At 38.9% G+C, this 21,886-nt stretch carries 23 protein-coding genes; 4 read left to right on the top strand and 19 right to left on the bottom strand.

Annotation, left to right across the window (positions count from 1 at the left end; translation table 11 throughout):
- Positions 1 to 64 precede the first annotated feature (64 nt).
- The 5 genes from MKY80_RS08975 to MKY80_RS08955 all read right to left on the bottom strand — a co-directional run bounded on the left by MKY80_RS08975 (position 65) and on the right by MKY80_RS08955 (position 4,726).
- On the bottom strand, positions 65 to 823 hold the full coding sequence (locus MKY80_RS08975; protein WP_089984858.1) for an ABC transporter ATP-binding protein: 759 nt from the start codon (positions 821 to 823) through the stop codon (positions 65 to 67).
- 3 nt (positions 824 to 826) lie between these two features.
- Positions 827 to 3,145 carry an FtsX-like permease family protein gene (locus MKY80_RS08970; RefSeq protein WP_342532620.1) on the bottom strand — a complete coding sequence of 773 codons (2,319 nt, stop codon included), beginning with the start codon at positions 3,143 to 3,145 and terminating at the stop codon, positions 827 to 829.
- Between the two features lie 38 nt (positions 3,146 to 3,183).
- On the bottom strand, positions 3,184 to 3,831 hold the full coding sequence (locus MKY80_RS08965; protein ID WP_008175826.1) for a TetR/AcrR family transcriptional regulator: 648 nt from the start codon (positions 3,829 to 3,831) through the stop codon (positions 3,184 to 3,186).
- 201 nt (positions 3,832 to 4,032) lie between these two features.
- On the bottom strand, positions 4,033 to 4,245 hold the full coding sequence (locus MKY80_RS08960; RefSeq protein WP_008175824.1) for a helix-turn-helix transcriptional regulator: 213 nt from the start codon (positions 4,243 to 4,245) through the stop codon (positions 4,033 to 4,035).
- Between the two features lie 10 nt (positions 4,246 to 4,255).
- Positions 4,256 to 4,726: a DUF2975 domain-containing protein gene (locus MKY80_RS08955; protein WP_008175822.1), complete on the bottom strand. Its 471-nt coding sequence runs from the start codon at positions 4,724 to 4,726 to the stop codon at positions 4,256 to 4,258.
- A 166-nt stretch (positions 4,727 to 4,892) separates the two neighbouring features.
- On the opposite strand from MKY80_RS08955, the gene MKY80_RS08950 reads away from it, so the two are divergent.
- Positions 4,893 to 5,447 carry a GNAT family N-acetyltransferase gene (locus MKY80_RS08950; protein ID WP_342532616.1) on the top strand — a complete coding sequence of 185 codons (555 nt, stop codon included), beginning with the start codon at positions 4,893 to 4,895 and terminating at the stop codon, positions 5,445 to 5,447.
- 46 nt (positions 5,448 to 5,493) lie between these two features.
- Here the strand turns inward: MKY80_RS08950 and MKY80_RS08945 are convergent, their stop codons facing one another.
- The 3 genes from MKY80_RS08945 to MKY80_RS08935 all read right to left on the bottom strand — a co-directional run bounded on the left by MKY80_RS08945 (position 5,494) and on the right by MKY80_RS08935 (position 8,865).
- Positions 5,494 to 6,942, bottom strand: a complete 1,449-nt coding sequence (locus tag MKY80_RS08945; protein WP_036225173.1) for a GGDEF domain-containing protein — start codon at positions 6,940 to 6,942, stop codon at positions 5,494 to 5,496.
- Positions 6,943 to 7,175: 233 nt separating this feature from the next.
- Positions 7,176 to 8,366, bottom strand: a complete 1,191-nt coding sequence (locus MKY80_RS08940) for a hypothetical protein (RefSeq protein WP_342532612.1) — start codon at positions 8,364 to 8,366, stop codon at positions 7,176 to 7,178.
- On the bottom strand, positions 8,359 to 8,865 hold the full coding sequence (locus MKY80_RS08935; RefSeq protein WP_089984866.1) for a sigma-70 family RNA polymerase sigma factor: 507 nt from the start codon (positions 8,863 to 8,865) through the stop codon (positions 8,359 to 8,361). The genes MKY80_RS08940 and MKY80_RS08935 overlap by 8 nt, the downstream gene beginning before the upstream one ends.
- A 114-nt stretch (positions 8,866 to 8,979) precedes the next feature.
- Here MKY80_RS08935 and MKY80_RS08930 point away from each other — a divergent pair, with 114 nt between their 5' ends.
- Positions 8,980 to 9,420, top strand: a complete 441-nt coding sequence (locus tag MKY80_RS08930) for a MerR family transcriptional regulator (protein ID WP_043990015.1) — start codon at positions 8,980 to 8,982, stop codon at positions 9,418 to 9,420.
- The gene (locus tag MKY80_RS08925; RefSeq protein WP_089984868.1) at positions 9,407 to 9,760 is read left to right on the top strand and encodes a DUF4260 domain-containing protein; all 354 of its coding nucleotides are present in this window, start codon (positions 9,407 to 9,409) and stop codon (positions 9,758 to 9,760) included. The genes MKY80_RS08930 and MKY80_RS08925 overlap by 14 nt, the downstream gene beginning before the upstream one ends.
- 56 nt (positions 9,761 to 9,816) lie before the next feature.
- Here MKY80_RS08925 and MKY80_RS08920 read toward each other — a convergent pair whose 3' ends face one another.
- The 8 genes from MKY80_RS08920 to MKY80_RS08885 form a co-directional block, all read right to left on the bottom strand.
- Positions 9,817 to 10,716, bottom strand: coding sequence for a chromosome condensation regulator (locus MKY80_RS08920; protein ID WP_107921860.1), 900 nt, complete (start codon positions 10,714 to 10,716; stop codon positions 9,817 to 9,819).
- Positions 10,717 to 11,102: 386 nt separating this feature from the next.
- On the bottom strand, positions 11,103 to 11,324 hold the full coding sequence (locus MKY80_RS08915; protein ID WP_043990014.1) for a hypothetical protein: 222 nt from the start codon (positions 11,322 to 11,324) through the stop codon (positions 11,103 to 11,105).
- A gap of 9 nt (positions 11,325 to 11,333) precedes the next feature.
- Positions 11,334 to 12,404, bottom strand: a complete 1,071-nt coding sequence (locus MKY80_RS08910; RefSeq protein WP_342532608.1) for a hypothetical protein — start codon at positions 12,402 to 12,404, stop codon at positions 11,334 to 11,336.
- Positions 12,401 to 13,852, bottom strand: coding sequence for a HAMP domain-containing sensor histidine kinase (locus MKY80_RS08905; protein WP_115648614.1), 1,452 nt, complete (start codon positions 13,850 to 13,852; stop codon positions 12,401 to 12,403). Before MKY80_RS08905 ends, MKY80_RS08910 begins: the two co-directional genes overlap by 4 nt.
- Entirely contained in the window at positions 13,849 to 14,547 is a 699-nt protein-coding gene (locus MKY80_RS08900; RefSeq protein WP_043990012.1) for a response regulator transcription factor, read from the bottom strand. Before MKY80_RS08900 ends, MKY80_RS08905 begins: the two co-directional genes overlap by 4 nt.
- Before the next feature lie 70 nt (positions 14,548 to 14,617).
- The gene (locus MKY80_RS08895) at positions 14,618 to 15,022 is read right to left on the bottom strand and encodes a hypothetical protein (protein WP_342532602.1); all 405 of its coding nucleotides are present in this window, start codon (positions 15,020 to 15,022) and stop codon (positions 14,618 to 14,620) included.
- Between the two features lie 84 nt (positions 15,023 to 15,106).
- Positions 15,107 to 16,123, bottom strand: coding sequence for an inorganic phosphate transporter (locus MKY80_RS08890; protein WP_008175807.1), 1,017 nt, complete (start codon positions 16,121 to 16,123; stop codon positions 15,107 to 15,109).
- Between the two features lie 15 nt (positions 16,124 to 16,138).
- Positions 16,139 to 16,759: a DUF47 family protein gene (locus MKY80_RS08885; protein ID WP_008175806.1), complete on the bottom strand. Its 621-nt coding sequence runs from the start codon at positions 16,757 to 16,759 to the stop codon at positions 16,139 to 16,141.
- 544 nt (positions 16,760 to 17,303) lie between these two features.
- Between MKY80_RS08885 and nhaC the strand changes: the two genes are divergently transcribed.
- Positions 17,304 to 18,686 (top strand): Na+/H+ antiporter NhaC, encoded by a 1,383-nt coding sequence (nhaC, locus tag MKY80_RS08880; RefSeq protein WP_008175805.1) that lies wholly within the window; start codon positions 17,304 to 17,306, stop codon positions 18,684 to 18,686.
- Positions 18,687 to 18,738: 52 nt separating this feature from the next.
- Here nhaC and MKY80_RS08875 read toward each other — a convergent pair whose 3' ends face one another.
- The 3 genes from MKY80_RS08875 to MKY80_RS08865 form a co-directional block, all read right to left on the bottom strand.
- Positions 18,739 to 20,220 carry a multicopper oxidase domain-containing protein gene (locus MKY80_RS08875; protein WP_115648613.1) on the bottom strand — a complete coding sequence of 494 codons (1,482 nt, stop codon included), beginning with the start codon at positions 20,218 to 20,220 and terminating at the stop codon, positions 18,739 to 18,741.
- A 67-nt stretch (positions 20,221 to 20,287) separates the two neighbouring features.
- Positions 20,288 to 20,998: a cytochrome c biogenesis protein CcdA gene (locus tag MKY80_RS08870; RefSeq protein WP_089984882.1), complete on the bottom strand. Its 711-nt coding sequence runs from the start codon at positions 20,996 to 20,998 to the stop codon at positions 20,288 to 20,290.
- A 26-nt stretch (positions 20,999 to 21,024) separates the two neighbouring features.
- Positions 21,025 to 21,762: a sulfite exporter TauE/SafE family protein gene (locus MKY80_RS08865; protein WP_342532598.1), complete on the bottom strand. Its 738-nt coding sequence runs from the start codon at positions 21,760 to 21,762 to the stop codon at positions 21,025 to 21,027.
- Between the last annotated feature and the right edge of the window lie 124 nt (positions 21,763 to 21,886).

The following is a 21,886-nucleotide window of genomic DNA, read 5'->3' as shown; positions in this document are numbered from 1 at the left end:
TAAAAAAAATAAAAAATCCGCAACGGCTACTGCCAAGTCGTTGCGGATTTTTTGAATTCATCTATTAAATACCAATTTCTCGCATCGTCGTTGCAACTTTTGCCATTCGATCATTCAAATCTTTACCGATGAATGGTGGTAAACGCAATTCACTGATGATAGAACCATCACTCATAAAGAGAATACGCTCCGTTCGTGCAGCTATTTTCGGATCATGTGTCACAAGCATAACCGTTGTACCTTCTTGATTGATAGAGGCTAGAATATCCATAATTTCCTGAGCAGACGTTGAATTCAATGCGCCTGTTGGTTCATCACCAAAAATCATCGATGGACTACTAATTAAAGCACGGCAAATGCCTGCCCGCTGAAGCTGGCCACCTGAAACCTGCGTAATATCACGCTTTGCTAAGTCTGCAATCCCTACTTTTTTCATGATGCTTTGTGCTTTTTCCGTTAATGCATCCACATTTTTTCGCTGATCACGTACTGCGGGTAATACTATATTATCAAGGATATTTAAGCTTTTAAGAAAGGTTGGCTGTTGAAACACAAAGCCCATTCGCGTTCGGCGGAGCTCGGCTAGCTCCTTGTCATGGAGTGTTGCTACATCAACTCCATCAAAAGAAACCCGACCATGATCAATGCTATCCATACCACTAAGAGCATACAGTAAGGTTGATTTGCCGCAACCTGAGGGACCCATAATAGAAACGAACTCGCCTTCATATAAATCGATGGATACAGCCTTTAAAACCTCATGTCGTTCTGTTCCGACCTGAAATGACTTGACTATTTGTTCACCAGTCACAAGTTTTTTCATGTTCTACTCCTTTATATAATCCATTATTTTTAATTGTCCCGCCTTAACAGTCCCAATAAGCGTTGCTAGAAGTACGACGCATAGGAGGGCTAATGGGCAAAAAACATAGGCAGCTAGTGGATTAATTATAAAATTAAATGAAGCTGCACCAAAGGATGCAATGACCGTGGTCGTCAGAATTTCACCTAATGTGTTGGCGAGCAATGTCCCCACAAAAATAGCCAGTATTAAGACAACAACTGATCGTGCCGCATATTGTATGGAAATATCGACGTTTGTAAAGCCAATCGATTTCAAGATAGCGATGGGAGATCGATCCTTTGCGATCAGCATTTTCATAAACAACAGTGTCACCAGCACACACATAAAGAGAGCTACTATAAGTGCCGCACTCGATACTTGCTTCATAGAGCTGATGGTCGTTCCAAATGTTTGATAAATATATTCATCAATGCCTGAAACCTTGGCAAAATGGAAGCTATCTGTATACTCTGCAACCTTTTTTTCGACTTCCGATTGTTTCGATAGCGAACCATAGAAGACATTCCACATACTTTCTGTGGAATCATCAGAGAATGCTGCCTTCGCTGTTTTTCCACCATTTGTAATATCCGAATAGATGCCACTTACGGTTAGGGTTTTCGTTTCACCTTGGATGATAAGTAAAATGGTATCGCCCACTTTTTTTTGAAGCTCCTCCGCATTAAGAACAGAAAGTGCTATTTCATCCTGAGCTCTCGGCGCACTCCCTTGCGCATATTCTACTGGGAAAACGGTATGGTCGCCCAACTCAATTTTTAGACTTTCTTCCACCCCATTATTTGTAATGGTTGTAAACTTTTTCGTCGTCAAAACCGTATAATCTGTAATATCTTGATCACGCTCTAGCGTTTTGACCACAGTTGTTACATCCTGAACATGTTGACTGCCTTGCGAAATATCGATGCGGATGTCGCTATTGCCAATCCCCATATACGTAATAAAATTTTTGGAGGAAATGGTATGGTATAAATTTTGAGGCACAATGATAATAAAAGTTGCTACTATGAAGACAGTGAGCATTGTGGCATATAAACCTTTACGGGAAAGCACATCCTTCACGCCTAAAAAGAGATTGATTGGAAGGCTTTTATTGGAGCTAATATTTAGCCACTTCCCATGTTTTGCTTTACTTTGTATCACGCCAAATCGGATAGCCTGAACAGCCGAAAGCTTGCGAAACTGTTTCAACATTAATTGTACATAAATTAGGATAGAAGCAAATACTAGCACCAGACCGATAATGGTGAATAGCCAGACCAATGATGTATTGGCTGTATCCCCCATATATAGGCGGATATTGGCTAAAAGAATATCCCTCACCATAAAGGAAAGTATAAAGCCAAGCACACAGCCAATTGCCGCTATTACACCATATTTTGCAAAATACATTTTCTGAATATCTGAAACACGTATACCAATGGCCTTCATTACACCGATTTCACGATAATCCTCTTCCATTTTAGTTAGCAATGTAAAACGGATACACATAAATGCAATGACCACCACGAGTACGCTGATTAATAAAATAACAGCGATCATCAAACCATCCGATATGGCATTTAGCATTTTGAAGAGCGGCCATGTAATCGTTGGTCCGTTCGCTTCTAAATGTGCACGATGATAGTCCTCTTCAAAGCTTCTTAAATCAGCCAAATCTTTCAAACGAAACTCTATTAAATATTCAATAGTGCCGGCTGCCTGAATCGCTGCATAATCCTCTTCACTCACGAGGAATCGCTTGGATGATGCTAACATGGAATTCATTTGCGAATCCCGTAAAAAACCTGCAACCGTAAATGGCTTATTATGGACCATCACTGTATCACCTAGCTTGGCTGTGCCGTCCTTCATATAGCCTACAGGTACATAAATGTCTCCGTTATCCGCTTCAATTACATGGCCATCAAGGTCTAGTAAAAAATCAAACTTCTCACTTTGCGTAGTCAGCCCATTGTCCTGAACATTTTGTGCAAGTGTGTTGCCTGCAATGTTGATCTTGGTACCATCTACATTGAGAAATTCGTTGATCTGAAATTCATCCACCAGCTCATTTCGCTCGGCAAAGTCAATGAGATGCGCTTGATCGATAGTACCCGAATGCATCTGTAGAAAATGTGGTGTTTCCGCTTGCTTTAATAATGTATCAATAGAAGTTGATAAATGAACAATAAGAACGGCCGAAAGCGTAACAAGCATAGCCGCACCTGCTACAAACAGTGTTGTCAAACATGTAATCAGCTTACTATTCGCTATATCATTCCGTACAATTTTGAAATACATAGGTCACCCCTTTGTCAGTTTTAAGACCCTAAGTACAATTATTTCGTCCCGTCTTCCCCTTCATGACCAAACATTTTCATCATGTACAACAAACTACCGCTTTCCACGCCAAGCATTCGCTCCACATTGAAGATAAATGCTGGGACACGAGCAGCCCGCTCTTCATCTGACAACAACACCAAATCATCATCAAAAACGGTATTTGTATATGCGACAATCATCTCCATGCATTCGTATGGGTAGGGTGTATGATAAATCCCTTGTTCAATACCCTCACGGATGATACTCGTCAATAATGGCGGTACATGATTCATGACCACCTGCTGTATTTTTCGATGCATTAATGCATTTTGCGGCTTATGAATATGGTCCATAATTTCCTGACCATTTTCATTCTGCATATTTAATGCCATCACAGCCCTCAATATGCGCTCATTCACTGCAATGCTACTATCCCGTGCCACTGCCCTTGCCCTCGTTAACATCGTTTCCGTATAACGTTCGATGAGGGCATCCATAATATCTTCCTTGGATTTAAAATGATAATAAAGAGTACCGCGTGCAATTCCTACTTTTTCAAGAATATTATTTGTGCTAGTGCCATCAAATCCCTTCTGCGTAAACAGTTCATCTGCTGCATCTAAAATTTCATTTCTGCGTTCTTCTGCCTTTTTCATTTCCCTCATCTTAACAACCCCTTATAATCGACCGACTGACTGTCGAATTATCTTAGCTTTATCGTAGCACAACTATATTCCATATGGCAATATTTTCTACAGTCTTTTTTCAATAAAAAAAGCTACCTCGTTCCAATTAAATACGGATGACCCGCCAAGAAAAAACGACAAAAGCCATCGAGCGTGCTCGACGGCTTTTACCTACAGTCTTTATTCTTCGTTCCTTTTATATTCTAAAATATCCCCTGGCTGACATTCTAACGCCTCACAAATCGCCTCTAACGTTGAAAAGCGAATCGCTTTCGCCTTACCATTTTTCAATATAGAAAGATTCGCCATCGTTATGCCAACCTTCTCTGAAAGTTCTGTTACACTCATTTTCCGTTTTGCCAACATGACATCAATATTGATAATCATCGCCATAGTATTCACCTCAAACCGTTAAATCATTTTCTGATTTGATATCGATGGCATTTTTTAGAAGCTTTTGAAGAACAGCAGCAAAAACTGCAACTACAAAAGAAGCACCAATAATGACCATTCCAATAAGTATAAGACCTGGGGCATCGTCTACTTCCGCAGCATAGTATATCAGTGGCATGCCAACCACGTAAACACTACTAATGACAATTGCACAATATTTAATTTTAATTAAAGCTTTCACTGATAGCTCTGAAAATGCAATGTTTTGATCAATATAGCTTAGCAGCTTGATCGTCGTATATAGAGCAACAAAATAAGCAATTGCCGTTGCATAGACGCCAAGTAATGCAGTAATTGTTAAGACCGGTGAATGCTGAGCTGTATCTAAAGCAACACGTGGCACCACCCATATACATAAGGCAAAAACCGGCAACCCCATTAGAAAAACAGCAATCTTTAAAAAGAGTGTTTCCCGTTTCATATTACGCACCTCTTTTATTTAATATCCTGTTCAATTTACCATATAATTTATCGTTTTTCAATAAATTTTTATCTAATTTCATGGTATTAATAATATCCATTATTTGGTTTATTTTTCTTTTTATTGTGCTATAATCGTTTTTATCATTGTTGAAGGGGGTATTTCAATGAATTACCAAGCTGCAAAAAAAACAATAGAAACAGAGCGTCTCATGCTCCGACTATTCACAGAAGCGGATGCACCTGAAGTAAGTGCATTGTGTAATAATTTTGCTCTATATAAAAGCACGTTAAATTTACCTTATCCCTATACCTTAGACTGTGCATTGTCATGGATTTCCAATCATCAACAAAATTTTGAGCAAGAGCAGCTCTATGAATTTGCCATAACGGACAAACAAAGTGGGCAATTATACGGGGCCATTGGACTGTCGAATCGTCAGCAACACCAAAATGGAGAAATGGCTTATTGGATTGGTGAGCCGTATTGGGGAATTGGCTATGGAACAGAAGCTGCCCGTGCCATCATTGAATTTGCTTTTAAGGAAAAACAGTATCATCGTGTTTATGCGCAGTATTTTCTTTCCAATCCTGCCTCTGGCAAAATCATGGAGAAGTGTGGCATGCAGTATGAGGGAACGTTAAAGGATCATGTTTTTAAAAACGGTACTTTTGAGGATATCATATTTTACGGCATTATTAATCCTTACCGTAGCTTGTAAACGTACATGAAAGAGGCACCTCCTATAAAGTTATGCCTCTTTCTCTTTAAATACCATTTCCCACATCACAATAATGGTTATAGTGTGTAATTTGGTTGCGTCCATTACGCTTCGACTTGTAAAGCGCTTCATCCGCATGTTGGATAAGCTCTTCCACTATCTTTATCTTGCCAAAATCATTAGTACTAACACCAATACTAAATTCCAATTGAACTGTTTCACCATTCACCGTAAGTGACAAAGCCGTTAAGGTTTGATAAAGATTGTCGGCCAATGTTTGCACCGTTTCTCCCTCTTTTACTTGACTGAGGATTATAAACTCATCTCCACCAAAACGTGCGACAATCGATTCAAAGGGTTGAAAATAATCTTGCAATGTTTTGGCGGTATTCGTTAATGCATCGTCTCCAAATAGATGACCATTCATATCATTAATTTCTTTAAAATGGTCTAAATCCACCATCATTAACGCTAATTGCTGATTACCTTCAGCTGCTTTTTCGAGCATCCTCTTTGCATTTTCATCAAAATAGCGTCGATTGTAAATATTCGTCAGCGGATCGAAATAAGCATTTTTTTCAAATTGCTTCTTATGATCGTTATACTCCATTTCAAATAATACATGAGAGTAATTTTCACGTTGAATTTCTAACAAAATATTAATATATTCTTTCTGAACAGCACATAAAACAATTTTATTGCCCTGATCCTCTATAAGCTTCACTAATGAATTATAGATAATTTGAAGCAAAGACAGATCATTGTTTTGCAAAGCATAATGTTTAGTCTTTTGATATAAATCAATAGCTTCACTTACACGTCCCTGTCGTTCACAGAGAATGGCATAGGCATTGAAAACCTCTAATTGTACTTTTGAATAGGGTGGGTTATGAATCGTGGCTAGTAGTTCTTGTAATAGTACATTGGCCTCATCAAACTCATCCAGCCATATAAGTGATACGGCTAGGTTTGTTTTTGGATACATAATTCCTGTATAAGGCTCTTTATGCTGCACTTCAAACGCATTCGAGTAATAAAGACTTTTTAAGGCGAATTCCTTGGCTGTACGATAATTGCCCATCGATATTTCCAAATCGCTTAGATTATTATAAATTTTCCCCAAGCTCTCCACATGTTGAATAGATTCAGCAATTTTTAAGCCCTTTAGCATCAGCTCTTCAGATTTCTTTAAGTGACCAAATGTCCCCCAATAAATCGCGGCTATATTATAATACTGAATGAGGTCAATATCATTGCCATGTTGAAAAGTTAGCTCACGATATTGTTCAAGTACACTAATCGATAGCTGTAAATCACCTGTTTGAAAATAACTGGCACAGCTATAGCGTAATAAAAGGATTGCCTTATCATACATTCCAAGCTTAATGGCACTTTCGATTGCGGCACTACTTATTTCTATATATTCTAAAAAACGATCCGCGTTATATAATTCATTGAGCGTAATCCATAATTCTTCAAATTCTTGTACGTTCATACCGCTCCCCCTTATCTTCAACCTTACTTCTTTAATACTACCTGCATGAATAAAATATTACAATTCTTTGGACTCATTTATTTTTACAAAATTAAGCAATTAATACTAGACAAACAAATTATTGTGTATATTATCCTATGTTTCTAATTTTATATTTTAATGGTAAATTTAACATAGTACTTTCACTATAATTTTCTCGCTAACAAAAAACAAGCCTCTTTCACAGAGACTTGTTAAGATTCTTCTATACCTAATAATTCTTTTAATTTCTTGGCCTTTTCGGAGCTTAATTTGATTTCTCCACTCCCTATCTTTTGGAGGTAAAGTGAACCTCCATAGCCTTTCCATATTTCAATACGCACCCCTTCCACCTGAAGGGAGTAATCAGGGGGCATTCGCATATAGTCAGCCATCTGCCAGGGCATATCCTGCAAGAATTCAGCTACTTCTTGTTCATTTTGCAGATTTAGCTCTACAGTGACATCAGGCTCTAATACCTCCACATCGTTTAATAAGCCATATTTCCTGACAACCCCATTTTCCTCTATGCTACCCGTTTCAGTCGAATGAAGGGTAATATAGTCCCCTTGTTCTACAGGAAAATCGGCTAATACAGGGTACCAGTCAGCTTGCTCATACTTTTCCTCCAGCTGTTCTTCTGTCATATGATCGAAATCTTTTGGAATAATACCCTCGATAAATAAAAAGGCATTTGACTCAACCTTTGCAACGGTTCCCACTAAAGAGGTGCCAGATGTACTAGGAGGGTTCACGATGTTATTTTCCTTTTGAAAGGCCGTCGCCTGTTCAGCAAAATTCATTTGGAAATACCGAATAGCCTCAATATCTGCTACGCCTTTATAGGCATAAAAAGTTGGATATTTTTCCTTATACATCGCGTAGAGCTTCGTTCTAGCTGTATACATTGGCAGGAGAGGTTCCATATAAACATCCACATATTTACTCGGTTCTACACCTCGAAAAAAGGCTTTATTTTTAGGTGATTGCTGTAGCATTTCCATTTGCTCAACGAAGTTTTTCCTCTCCGTCTCAAGTTCATCCTTCGTATAGGTAATTCCTAATGACTCTGCAAAAAAATATGCGGCAACAAGCTTCTCATACGAACGATAAGCCTCTTCTTTATAATATTCCTTGTTTTGATTGGGCCACATCATTTGTGTTATACGCTCAAAATGATCTAGCTGTGTTTCATGAAACCATATAGTCGTCTGGGTCGTTTCCTTCCCTAACAGCTGTACCAATATAAAACCTGCCACACATAGGGTGAGCACGACCGATAAAAGTGTGAATCGATAAGGCTTCTTGTTGGAATTCTTAGAATGTAGCACATGTTGTTTAACACGTTCTTTGCTACTCGTCATATCCCCCGATACTTTCACCAATTCTTTGTGTACTTTATTCATCCTTTAGCACCTCCCATTCGTCCTGTTTTAGATAGGACCTTAATGCCTCTCTTGCCCGTCTCAGCCTTGTTTTCACCGTATTATCTGAAACCCCTAATAATCGGGCAATGTCATGTATTTTCATTTCTTCAAAATAATAAAGAACAATCGGCTCTCGATACAGAAGTGATAGCTTTAATATTGCCGCTCCCACAGAGGATCGCTCCTCCGCCACGACTAGCTCATCACGCTGTTTATTCCACTTCATAGGAAATACTTTTTCTTGTACAAGTAGTTTTTTATAATGCCAGCTTTTTAAATAATCCTTGCTTTGATTAATCGTTAAAGTGGATAAGAAAGCGCGTAGCTGCCCACGTTCCTCATAATTACACTGAGAGAATTTAATAAAAACCTCCTGTACAATATCCTCCGCCGTTTGCCGGTTCTTTACGTAAAAATAAGCGAGACGCAATAAATGCTCTCCATGTTCATCAATGATTTGTTCAAGTATGCCACCCACCTACCCTCTTACACAATAAACGATTCCCAATGAATCTCCGTTTCAAATTTTTTCTAAAAGTGTATTGACCTTGGAGCATACTCCAATGTTAGGATGATTGTAGGAGGTGCTCATATGAAAATTAAACAATTTGCCGAGAAGTTTCAATTATCCACCGATACAGTCCGTTATTACGAAAAAGAAGGACTCTTACATCCACAGAAATTAAACAATGGTTACCGTGTGTATGATGGCACATGTGAACAGACCATGAAATTTATTCTCGTCCTACGCCAGCTCGGCTTTACCTTACAAGAAATCAACTATTTACTGACACTCGAAAAAAAACCTATATCCACAGAGTGTAATGAAGAAACGGTACAACTATTTTCTGCAAAGATTGCCCATATTGAACAGCTCATGCACTTTTATCAGCATGCACGACAATCGCTACAGCTAACTAAAATATTAATGGCTGATGGACAATTTAAAAACAATCAAGAAAAAATTAATTCACTTATTGAAGATATGTACCAAAATTTACAGGAAGGTCGTGGTTACAATGAAACTACGTAAAATTATCTCTCTAGAATATGTCATCGCCTTTATCTTGACGGTCTTTTTCTATGCGCACTTAGATTTTTCATGGCTATCATTTATTTTATTTTTATTGCTGCCTGATATAACTATGGCCGGTTATATAATCAATTTAAAAATGGGTGCCCTTTGCTATAATACGGGGCATAGCTTCTTCATACCCGCTATCCTTCTCGTAATTGGCTATACGCTCTCCATCCCAACACTACTGATGGTTGCCTTGATTTGGCTGGCACATATTTTCTTAGATCGAGCACTCGGTTATGGCTTAAAATATGATGAAGCCTTTACGAAAACACATTTACAGCAGATAGCATAATGAACAAAATGAAGTATTAAAAATAGGAGCTTGGGTATCCACGCTCCTTAAGGGATCTATACATGTTCATTTACTTGAATGTCCTGCCAACCGTTTACATCACATTGGCCATACTCATTTTCACCGACTACAACCACAGTACCGTCAGATTGAAGGCCAAGTGTATGAGCGCATCCCGCCGCAATTGCCACAATATCTCGCCAGCCACTCACTTGACATTGGCCATGCTTATTCGAGCCTGCAGCCATCACCGTCCCGTCAGCCTTAAGCCCAATGGTATGATAACTACCCGCTGCAATTGCCACAATACCTTGCCAGTTCATAACTTCACATTGTTCATGTTTATTCGAGCCTACAGCTATCACCCTGCCATCCCGCTGTAGACCAATTGTATGTAGATAGCCTGCAGAGACTTCCACAATATGACTCCAGTCGTTGACATCGCATTGACGATATCGATTATTCCCCACTGCCACTACCGTTCCATTAGCACGAAGACCGATTGTATGCCAGTCACCTGCCGCGACCGCTACCATATCCCTCCAACCACTTATATTGCATTCCCCCTCCTTATTTTTCCCCACTGCCACCACAGTCCCATCTGCTGTAAGCCCAATGGTATGGCACCAACCCGCAGCCACTGCCACAATATTGCGCCAGTCACTGACATTACACTGATCATGCTTATTCCAGCCGACCGCTACCACCGTTCCATTCACGCGAAGACCAATTGTATGCGTGTTCCCCGTGTTCCTCGCCATATGAACATTACCAGCCCTAACCGCTACAATATCCCGCCAGCCGCTTACCTGACATTGACCATATCGATTATCACCTGTAGCCACCACAGTCCCATCCTCTCTAAGCCCAACCGAATGGCGGCACCCCGCCGTAATCGTATCTTTCGGCCACCTTTTCACCTTTAGCACTGCTTCGTTCGATGCCATAAAATCCATATTTCACCTCCAAGTGTATATGTAATTCGATTGTTTATTATGTAAAATGAATAATCATTGACCCATCATTTGTACGCGTATATTTCTATTATCACTTATCACAAAACATAATCACATTATAAAGAGCTGGAACAATCCATGCGAGTGCTAAACTTATCACTGCAGCCCATTTAGTTTTCCTCATTTTCCTTTTTTAGATAAAAACGTTAACATAAAATAGAAGTAAAGAACCATAAAAAAGGGCAATCACTTGAGCATGACCATGAATAAATGTAATCTACGATAAAACTTCCTTTTAAAAACCTTTTTACTTAAATATTGTAATAGATAACGTAATCGTACTATAAAAAGCAGGATCCTCAACCGAGATCCTGCTTCTAAACTTTTTATATTAATCGTTTTAAAAGTGATTCATAAAGCCCTACCATCAATAATCCAATCAATATCGGAATAAGTGAAGTAAAGCTGAAATAAAAACCGACTTCATCATATCGGCCCGTAAAATGAAATTGTAGCCAAGAAACTTGATAGGTATCGCCTACCCCGTATAAAAAAATAGTAGTAAATAAAAACAATGCAAGACTCTTCAACCCCTGTGCCCTTTTCATAGCATCACCTCATTGAACAAATTCCATTTGTTGTGCATAGCTTACAAGATCCTCAATCGTTAACTCTGGATTTTCGCCAACGATACTATACTGGTAGCCGTTTTCTTGCCAAGCAATCGAGCGGAAATTTTTATCATCCATAACCGTTCCTTTTTGTCCTCGAATATCCATCTCTTTTTCATTTAAGATGGGACCAATTTCACTCATACTCTCATCCGCTTTAAAAATAGTGATGAAAAAAGCTGGCTGCCCATCTAATCCAAAGTCAAAGGAATATTCTGGTCGATCCTCTAATCCTTTAACCATTGAAATTTTATCTATAGAAAGGCCATTTTCTTGCGGAACCATTAAAAACTTTTCTAGTTGTTGCTTTGCTTCGTCCAATGAAATTAATTCTGAAGTATCTTCACCGCTAATTTCTTGGATCGTTACATCCTCTGGTAGATCAAGTATAAATTGTTGATCATCTATTTTTTCATCAACAATTATTTTTGAGTATTCAGTGATTATTTGATTACCTGCATTATCTGACTTCATTTTTAACATCAGCCATGTTTTTTTGTCAATCCATGCTTCTATATCCCCAAATAGTGATTCGGTTTTTTTAGTTTTTGCGACAATTTTATATGTGTCTCTCCCAGCGACCTTCTCTTCGCCTGCTATCTTAATCTCATGAGTATCTTTCACCAAATTAAAAACAAGCTGTACCTCTTCCCTAGGCGATCGTAGCCCGTCAAGTTCGCCTTGTGGATACGCCATTTTAAAAGCTGTATTTTCCGTGACATCATAGCTTATCAGCTCAGAGTCAGTTTTGACCGTGATGACATGTTCATCATTGTCACCTTTCATTTCTATACGTCTATACTTATCCTTGACCCATTCTTTTACCTGAGCTTTGCCACCTAGCTCTCCCATATCTAACGTATATTCGCCATAGTAGGTAAGCGGTTGCTTCGATTCTTGGAGCGTCTGCTCAATAATTTCCTGGGGTGAATACGATGCCTCGGTATTACAGCCTACTAAACTAAATGTCATGACAGAGATTAAGCCTGCTGCTCGGCATGAATTTTTCCAACTCATAGTTCGTCTACTCCTTTATTAGGTGGGAGCCAGCAGACAACAGCTGTTCCAATATTCTCACTAGAAAGCAGCTCTACTGTACCACCATGTTTTTCAATAATTTGTTTCGTAATATTTAAGCCAAGTCCCGTGCCCCGTTCTCCAGCCTTTGATCTTGCATGATCCGCTTGATACATGGGCTCGAATAACTTTACAATGTCCTTTTGTGGCAAGCCCTGCCCGCTATTTTGCACGATCATATACATACCCTCTTGCTTCGTTAGGGCTGGCTTAAGGAAATCAAACCCCCATTGCGGAAAACTTCCAGCTTTAACCGCCGCTAAACCAATAGATGTGCCGATCTCACCATAGCGCCATGCATTGCTCAATAAGTTATCAATCACACGCTGAAGTTGTTTAGGATGCACAGCATACAGCCCATCTACATCACAGAATACATCTAATGTAAAACCTTGTTCCTCACATAACGGTTCATAGTCGGACAAAGCCATCTCAAAAAACTCTTCCCCATCAACGTCTACCAGCTCTAATTCATAGCTCGTTGATTGGAGTAATGTAAACATCAATAAATCTTCTAGCATATGCTTCATTCGATCGGCCTTCGTGATGATGACCTGCTGATATTCTTCTTGCTGCTGTTGTGATAAGTCATTGTTTAGTAAGGATTCCGCATAGGCTTGAATAGCGGTAAGAGGCGTTTTTAAATCGTGGGAGATACTTGCAATCATCATCTCTTTTTGCTGTTGTTCTACTTTTAAGGAAACCCGGGTATTTTCAATTTCATGTTGCATCGCCACAAATGTTTGGGCGAGTGAACCAATCTCATCTTTTCTTGTACTTAAATTGGATTCTATATGCTCACCTTTGGCAAAATTTCGCATTTGATGCATCAGTTCTCGTAATGGTCGATTAAGTTTCCGATTAAGCAACAAAATGACCCCTATATAAATCACTAAAAATAGCAAGATAGAGCCTATAATGACAAGCCATGAACGCTTCTCTACACCTTTTACCCAATCAGTTCTTATTAATTGAATTTCATAGATGCCCAACAAGTCCCCATTGTGATATACTGGCTCCTTGTAGGTAAAGGCGTTGTATGATTGTTGTAAATCATATAAACCTTTAAATATACGCTCTTTCCATACATAGCCTGATTGTAAAGGGTTTGAGGAATATAAGACAAAACCTGACTTGGTGTAAAGTGTAATCGCCAATTGCCCATTGGTCAGCTCTTCTATCTCTTCTAAATTTGCATTTTTTTGATATAGTGCTGGATTGTCAACGATCGCTTTTACCTGATTTAGCTCTGTCCACTTGTCAAAGTATTCCGCAACATTTTTATCTTGATAATAAGCATTTATCCACACATATAGACTATAAGCACCAGATATGGGCAACACCATGACAATAAAAAAAGTGATAAGTAACCAAGATTTAATTTTCATAACGGTTCACCAATAAAACGATAACCCCTGCCCCACACAGTTTGAATAAAATATGGATGTCTCACCGAATCATTAAGCTTCTCTCTTAGTGCCTTTATATGTACTGTGACAGTATGAGTGTCCTCTAAAGTTGCTTGCTGCCAAATATACTGATACAGTTCCTTCTTCGTAAAGGTTTGGCTCGGATTTTTTGCGAGTAGCTTGACAAGAGCAAATTCCTTTTGAGTTAATGCTATTTCTTGCTGGTTAATGCTCACTATTTCTCGTTGCCAATCAATGATTAATCCATTTGCATAGGCAGTTTGCTCTTCTACTTCTTCTTGCTTGTTATAGCGTCTCCAGCGTCTAAGATGCGATGCCACACGAGCCTTTAATTCCTCTAAACTAAACGGTTTTGCGATATAATCATCCGCTCCTTGTAAGCCCTCCACCTTATCCGCTTCTTCCTTACGAGCACTCATCATAAGGATGGGGACATCGCTTTCCCAACGTATATTTTGACAAACCGTGAGACCATCCATTTCTGGTAGCATCCAATCCACCAACACTAAATCAAATGGTTGCTCCTGAAAATCTGCCAGCCCTTCAAGACCCGTAGTGGCCCATGTTACAAGATAGCCCTCTTGCTCCATTGTATCTTTGACAATGCGACCAATAGCTGCATCATCCTCAATCAGTAATAACTTGACCTTCATCCATTCTCCTCCTGCACTAACCTTACTACGGAAAAAACGATTTTCTCCGAACTTTACACTTTCTTTATATTTAACATAGAACGAATCCCCATTTTGCACAAATGATTGGGGTTTTCCATTTCTTCTCTGAGGAATTATCCGTTACTTTGGCCGCGCTATCCGTCTCTTTGCCCTCGCTATCCGTCTCTTTGCTCGTTCTATCCGTCACTCTGCTTGTTCTATCGTTTCCTCCGCGTTTTCCTCTACTCTGCGCAGGGCTATCCGCTACTTTCCTTGCTCTATCCGTCTCTTTGCCCTCGCTATCCGTCTCTCTGCTCGTTCTATCCGTCTCTCTGCTCGTTCTATCCGTCACTCTGCTTGTTCTATCGTTTCCTCCGCGTTTTCCTCTACTCTGCGCAGGGCTATCCGCTACTTTCCTTGCTCTATCCATCTCTTTGCCCTCGCTATCCGTCACTTTTGCCGTTCTATCCGTCACTTTCCTCCCTCTATCCGTCACTCCGCCCCACTTCATCCCAAACAAAAAAAGAATGCACAGTGATTGTGCATTCTTCGGATTGAACTAGAAAAATAAACTTAAAAAATAGTAAATTAATGCTGCCATTACTGCTGAGATTGGCATAGTGATGACCCATGTTGTGACGATTTTACGGGCCATTCCCCATTTAACGCCTTTGACACGGTGTGCTGTTCCTACACCCATGATAGAAGAAGAAATAACATGTGTTGTGGATACTGGTAAGTGAATTAATGTCGCGCCAAAGATAATAGAAGCCGAAGCTAAGTCAGCTGCAACTCCATTCACTGGGCGAATTTTCATGATTTTGCCACCCACTGTTTTGATGATTTTATAACCACCTACAGAGGTACCTAGACCCATTGCTGTTGCTGCTGCAAAACGTACCCAGAAAGGAATATCGTCGCCTGTGTGTAATCCACCTGCGATTAAAGCGAGTGTGATAATACCCATCGCTTTTTGGGCATCGTTCGTTCCGTGTGTAAATGATTGTAAGGCCGCTGTTCCGATTTGCATGGTACGGAAGCCTTTATTTGTACGGTATAAATTCATATCTTTAAAGATGACCTTTAATATGGTCATCATTAGGAAACCAGCGGCGAACGCTAGTAGAGGTGAGAAAATCAGTGCTTGTAAGATTTTTATAAATCCAGCATAGTTTAGAATACTGAATCCAGCTGCTGCAATCGCGGCACCTGCTACAGACCCAATTAATGTATGGGAAGAACTTGATGGAATTCCAAAATACCACGTAAGTAAATTCCATGTAATGGCAGATAATAGAGCTGCTAATATAACAACAGAACCTGTGATATCGCCATCATAGGCATTTAAGGTAAACGGGTCCACAATATCTTTTGTTAAAGCTTTGGCTACCCCAACAAATGTAATAGCTCCGACGAAGTTCATAACCGCAGCCATGTAAACCGCTGTACGTGGTTTTAATGCACGGGTTGATACAGACGTTGCAATAGCGTTCGCTGTATCATGGAAGCCGTTTATAAAGTCGAACACTAATGCGAATATAACGACTAATATGGTAATTAGTAAGATTGTATCCATTTGTTACACTCCATCTTATGCGTTACGCATAATTATTGTTTCAATTGTGTTTGCCACTGTTTGGCAGCTATCAGCAATATCCTCGAATTGCTCATAAATATCCTTGAAAACAATGAGGCGCATTGGATCTTTTTCTTGAATAAATAACTGTTTCATAGAGGAACGGAAGATTTCATCACATTCACGTTCATTATCTTTAATTTGAATCGCATGTTTACGCATCTCTACAAGCTTTTTATTATTTAATAGCTCCATGGCTTGTACCATCTCATCAGTGCTCTTCGCAATATATGTTAGGAATTGACGCATTGGCTCCGTTACTTCTGTTAAATTGTACATATTGAAGTGGGCAATACAGCCTTCCATTCCATCAATTACATCGTCTAATTTATTGGCTAAAGCTAAAATATCTTCTCGCTCGATTGGTGTCATAAATGATTTATTAAGCATTACGATAAGCTCATGAATTAATTTATCACCGCTTGTTTCATAATCTTTCATTGTATCGGCAATTTCTTTTAACGCATCTATATCTTGAATATGGGCATTATGAGCATAATAAATTCCCTCATTCACATTTTTAGCGATTTTTAATAATGACTGAAAAAATGGATCTTGCTTGTTTGAGTTGAACATCTTGTTCCTCCTGTAAAATAAAAATTATCAATTTCTGAATCATCATAACAAAACATTTACACAATTCTACAAAATTTTAAACACTTCTATGTTGATTTTACAAAACTGTAATATAAAATTTGCCACATTTATTTTTAGGCTGGTTTCCAAGTTGAAAACGTTGGAAATCAAATAATAAAAATCACTATTTTTTCTTTAAATATGACCGTTTTTTCTGTTATTTTTATAAAAATACTTGAAATAATCTTTTTTCTCCCTATTTATTTACCACATGAAATGTTAAGGAATTGTAAACGTTATTTACATTCGAAATAAGTATATCCTCTGCTATTTTTTACCTATAGATGTCGAAACATGTCACCTTTCCTATTTGTTATGCTCGTCCTTGTTCCTGCTTATACATAAAAGTAAGGACACCAACCTAAGAGCATTGACTTGAAGGAATTCTGCAATTTTCTGTCAATTGACAAAAAATATTAGCGTGCTATAATACTTTTGGGCTTCACCGCATTGAAGCGAAGAAGTATTTATTAGGAGGTTTCATATGTTTCGAATAGAAGCTAAAAGCAACCCTCGATTTATGGAGGCAAGCTTCGTTATACTTTTAATTATTGCCACAATGTCTTTTAGTATTGGGTATTTAAAAGCAACACCCCATATTCCGATTTTTTTAGTTATTTCTTTTTTACTAGCCTATGGATTACTAAAAAAAGTCCCCTTTCGCGATTTAGAGGGTGGAATGATTGCGGGTGCTAGTGCTGGATTGGGCGCTGTTTTCATCTTTTTCTTTATTGGTATTTTAATTTCGAGCTGGATTATGGGTGGAACAATCCCTACGCTCATCTATTATGGTTTTTTAACTGTTTCACCAAACTTTTTCTTTGCCATTGTTTTTTTAATTTGTAGCATCGTTGGTATTTCTGTTGGTAGTTCGTTAACAACAGTAGCAACTGTCGGTGTGGCATTTATGGGTATCGCAGGTGCCATGGACATTTCATTAACCATAACAGCTGGTGCAATTGTTTCTGGTGCTTTTTTTGGTGATAAAATGTCACCATTATCCGATACAACCAATCTTGCCTCAGGAACAGTCGGTGTAGATTTATTTGAACATATTAAAAATATGGGCTGGACAACAATCCCTGCTTTCCTGATCTCATTCGTACTATACGCTATTTTATCGCCAACAGGCGAAGCAACATCTTTTGACACGGTGGAGCAATTTAAAGAAGGATTATTAACTACAGGACTTATTCATTGGTATACATTATTACCAATTGTCGTCCTCGTTATGATGACTTTTTATAAAGCTCCTGCCGTTATTACATTAGCCGTTGTTTCTATTCTTGGTGTAGGTCTATCTTATACACTAGATCCCCTACCAGCTTCAGACGTCTTCAAAGTTTTATTTGATGGCTATGTCTCTCACTCTGGTAATAAGGAAGTAGATGCCCTACTGACACGCGGGGGCATGAATAGTATGCTAGCTACAATTGCTCTTGTCTTACTGGCCTTAACAATGGGTGGTCTTTTGTTCACACTTGGTATTATACAAAGTATTTTAGCTAAGGTTGAAAGCTTATTTAAAAGTGCTGGTTCCGTTATTACAGGCGCCGCTCTTACCGGCATTGGAGTTAATACATTAATCGGTGAGCAGTATTTATCTATCCTGTTAACAGGTGAAGCATTTAAAGCTCAATTTGCGAAGGTTGGGCTAGCACCTAAAAACTTATCTCGTGTCATGGAGGATGCTGGAACGGTTGTCAATCCACTTGTACCTTGGAGTGTTTGTGGTATTTTCATCACAAGTGTCCTTGGAATTTCCACACTGGATTACCTACCATTCACCTTCTTCTGTTTACTTGGGCCAATTCTAACTGTACTTTTTGGTTGGAGCGGCAAAACATTAACTAAGCTTGAGCAATAATAAAAGGTAGCTGATTGTTGATCAGCTACCTTTTCTATGTTTCAAAAAGTTTCTATTCTACCTTCACTTGTCCCATCATGCCATTATCTTCATGCTCTAGTAAATGACAATGGAACATATAGATACCCTTATCTAGAAACTTCACTGCCAATTTAACTGTTTCATCTGGTTCAATGGACACCGTATCTTTCCAACCCTGTTCATTAAGCGGTGGCGCCTGACCATTAATGGATACAATTTTAAATTGCGTACCGTGTAAATGAAACGGATGAGTCATGCCGCCCATCATATCGGGTTTATTGTAAATTTCCCAAATTTCTGTCACTCCCTGTTGTTGTACAAAATCAATTCTAGTACGATCAAATTGCTTGCCATTAATCGTTACCATCGTCCCCATACCAAATAGCTCTAAACGTTTAGATACAGGTAATTGTTGTTCTTCACTAGTTGTAGAGAATTGATTAAATACATCCTGCATCTTCTGTGGAGTAGTGCGTTCATTTGTGATTGTAAACGGTAACAGGACTACACCTTCTTCATTTATCAATGATAAATCAATGGAAGTACTTAGCTTGGAAAAATCGATGATAATTTCAGCACGTTCACCTGGTGTTAAGGTCAGTTTATTTAGTGGAACAGGGCTATTTAGAAATCCTCCATCTGTGGCGATTTGTTGAAATTCCTCATTCGTACTTAGCATAAAGGTGAAATTCCGGGCATTGGAGCCGTTCACCAATCGAAGGCGAACAGGCTCTCGGCGTACATGGAGCTTCGGATTGAGTGTACCATTAATAAGCAATGTATCACCAATTGTCCCATCATTATTTTTGAACTGTTGATAATTTAATTGTTGTTGATCATCAAATTGGCGGTCCTGAAAAATTAACGGAATATCATTTACGCCATATTGTTGAGGTAATCCTAAACGCTGTGAATTTTCATCCTCCACATAAATGAGCCCAGCTAGTCCTTTATATACCTGCTCAGCCGTTTGTCCTTCTGGATGAGGGTGAAACCACAAAGTAGCTGCTTGCTGGCGGATAGGAAAAGTTAGCTTCTTCGATTGACCAGGCTCTATTTGTTCATGTGGGCCACCATCCCCCTCACCCGGTATTTCTAAACCATGCCAATGGAATGTTGTCTCTTTACTCATTTCATTCGTAGTTGTAAATTGTACAGTTTGTCCCGATTGGATTCGAATCACTGGCCCTAAAAAGGAACCATTATAGCCATAGGTCTCTGTTTGGACACCTTGATAAAACTCTGTTGTCCCTTCTTGTGCCACAATTGAATAGTGAGCTGGATTTTTTCCATCTGGTTCTAGTAATGGAGGTATAGCCAGCTCATTTTCTCCTGTAGAGGGAGCAAGCTGTAAAGGATTTGTATGACTCATATGACCATTTGTCATATCCATTCCTTCATGAGCGTTGTTCATTGATTTAGTCGAAACATGGTCTTCTGTTTTACTAGCACTACACCCGCCTATAAGTACAATCAATACTGTCAGTAATGAAAACCGCATTTTAGATTTCATCTATTTTCCTCCTTTTGTTACGACAAAAGTACTGTAACAAAGAAGTATGGAGAAATAATGAAGAACGTTAAAATCCTGAAAAACCATCGAACAATGGACTTAGCCAAATGATGATTACTGTTAAACCGTCGAAAAATAAAACAATTCCTAGCACAATCATGAAATAGCCACCCACTTTTGTGATCGTTTGACTATATTTTCGTATCCATGCGAGTTTCGTGACAAATTGTGATAGCAGGAAAAACGGTATGGCAAACCCTAAAACATAGGCTACCATATAAAACATGCCCATCCCTGGATGTTGAGAAGCCATCATAAAAACTGCCCCAGTAATCGGACCTGTGCAAGGGGTCCATCCCGCTGCAAAGGCAAGCCCAATGAAAAAGGAGCCTAAATAGCCTGTAGGACGATTTTTAAAGGAAAGACGTTTTTCTTGCATTAAAAACTTCGGAGATAGAGCCCCTATAATCATTAAACCAAAGAGAACAATTAAAATAGCTCCAACTTGTCGCAATACATCTTGGTACTGGAAGAAAAACCATCCGACAACAGATGAGCTATATCCTAAGAAAATAAAAATCACCGAAAATCCAATTAAAAAGAACAGTGTATGCAACATACCCATCGTTCTTAATTTTTTATTGTCACCCTGAAGCTCATCCAGTGACATCCCTGTAATATAAGAAATAAAAGCAGGATAGAGCGGTAAGGTGCATGGCGAAATAAAGTTTAGAAACCCTGCACCAAAGGCTAATAAAAGATTAATATCTGGATTCATTTTGAGCGCTCCTTACATCTTTCATGTTAAGTGATTCCCCAATATGTAATAGTGTCCACTATACCTAATAATAGTAATAATATGCCTGCCACTTTTTGAATAACTCTCCCCATCTTCATGCTTGTTCGTAAAATGAGTCGCTTCGCATCGAACAGATAAATGAAAAGCAGCATGATGAGTAATGGTATAGAAGTGGCAACCCCAAAAATACTAGGTAAGATAAACCCATAGGTTGTGCTAGTTACGATGGGCATTAGCCATACAAAAAATAGGACAAACATGGTCGGACAAAAGGCAATAGAGAAGCTAGCGCCCATTAAAAAGGAGCCTAGTTTGCCCCCTTTCATAACAGGAGGAATAAGCGTCGACAGACGATTTAAAAATTTCAGCTTCAATAAACCTAATAAAACGAGCCCTGTCATCAGCATAATTGGTCCAATGGCCTGACGGAAAATGGGAAAATACAATGTCATTTTAGTTTCAAACGATTGTCCAAATAACCACGCAAAAAGCCCAAGTCCACTAAAAACAACTATTTTACCAAGAATAAAAAACAGTATCTCCTGCCAATTATTTTTCATTTGCAGCGTTTTATTCCCATAAAATGTAATAGCACTCATATTGCCGGTTATTTGGCATGGAGCTAGTGCCCCTATGAGACCTAATAGCAGTGCCATAGCCCATGCTGAATGCTCATAGGCATTTAAAAATTGATTAATCGGCTCACTTAGAAACTGACTAATAGCTGACAAAAAACTATACAATTTAAACACCTTCAATCTGTTCATCATTTCAGCTTTACAAACTAGCCAAAACTAGTATAAAGGTTAAATATGAATAAATGATGCAGAAATCGATTCTCCTGCTTTTAGAAGACGATGATGTGAT

Origin of the sequence: Lysinibacillus sp. FSL R5-0849 (assembly GCF_038595075.1) — a bacterium.
Lineage (GTDB): Bacteria > Bacillota > Bacilli > Bacillales_A > Planococcaceae > Lysinibacillus > Lysinibacillus fusiformis.
Note: the sequence above shows the minus strand (reverse complement) of the source record. Positions and strands in the feature narration are given on the sequence as shown.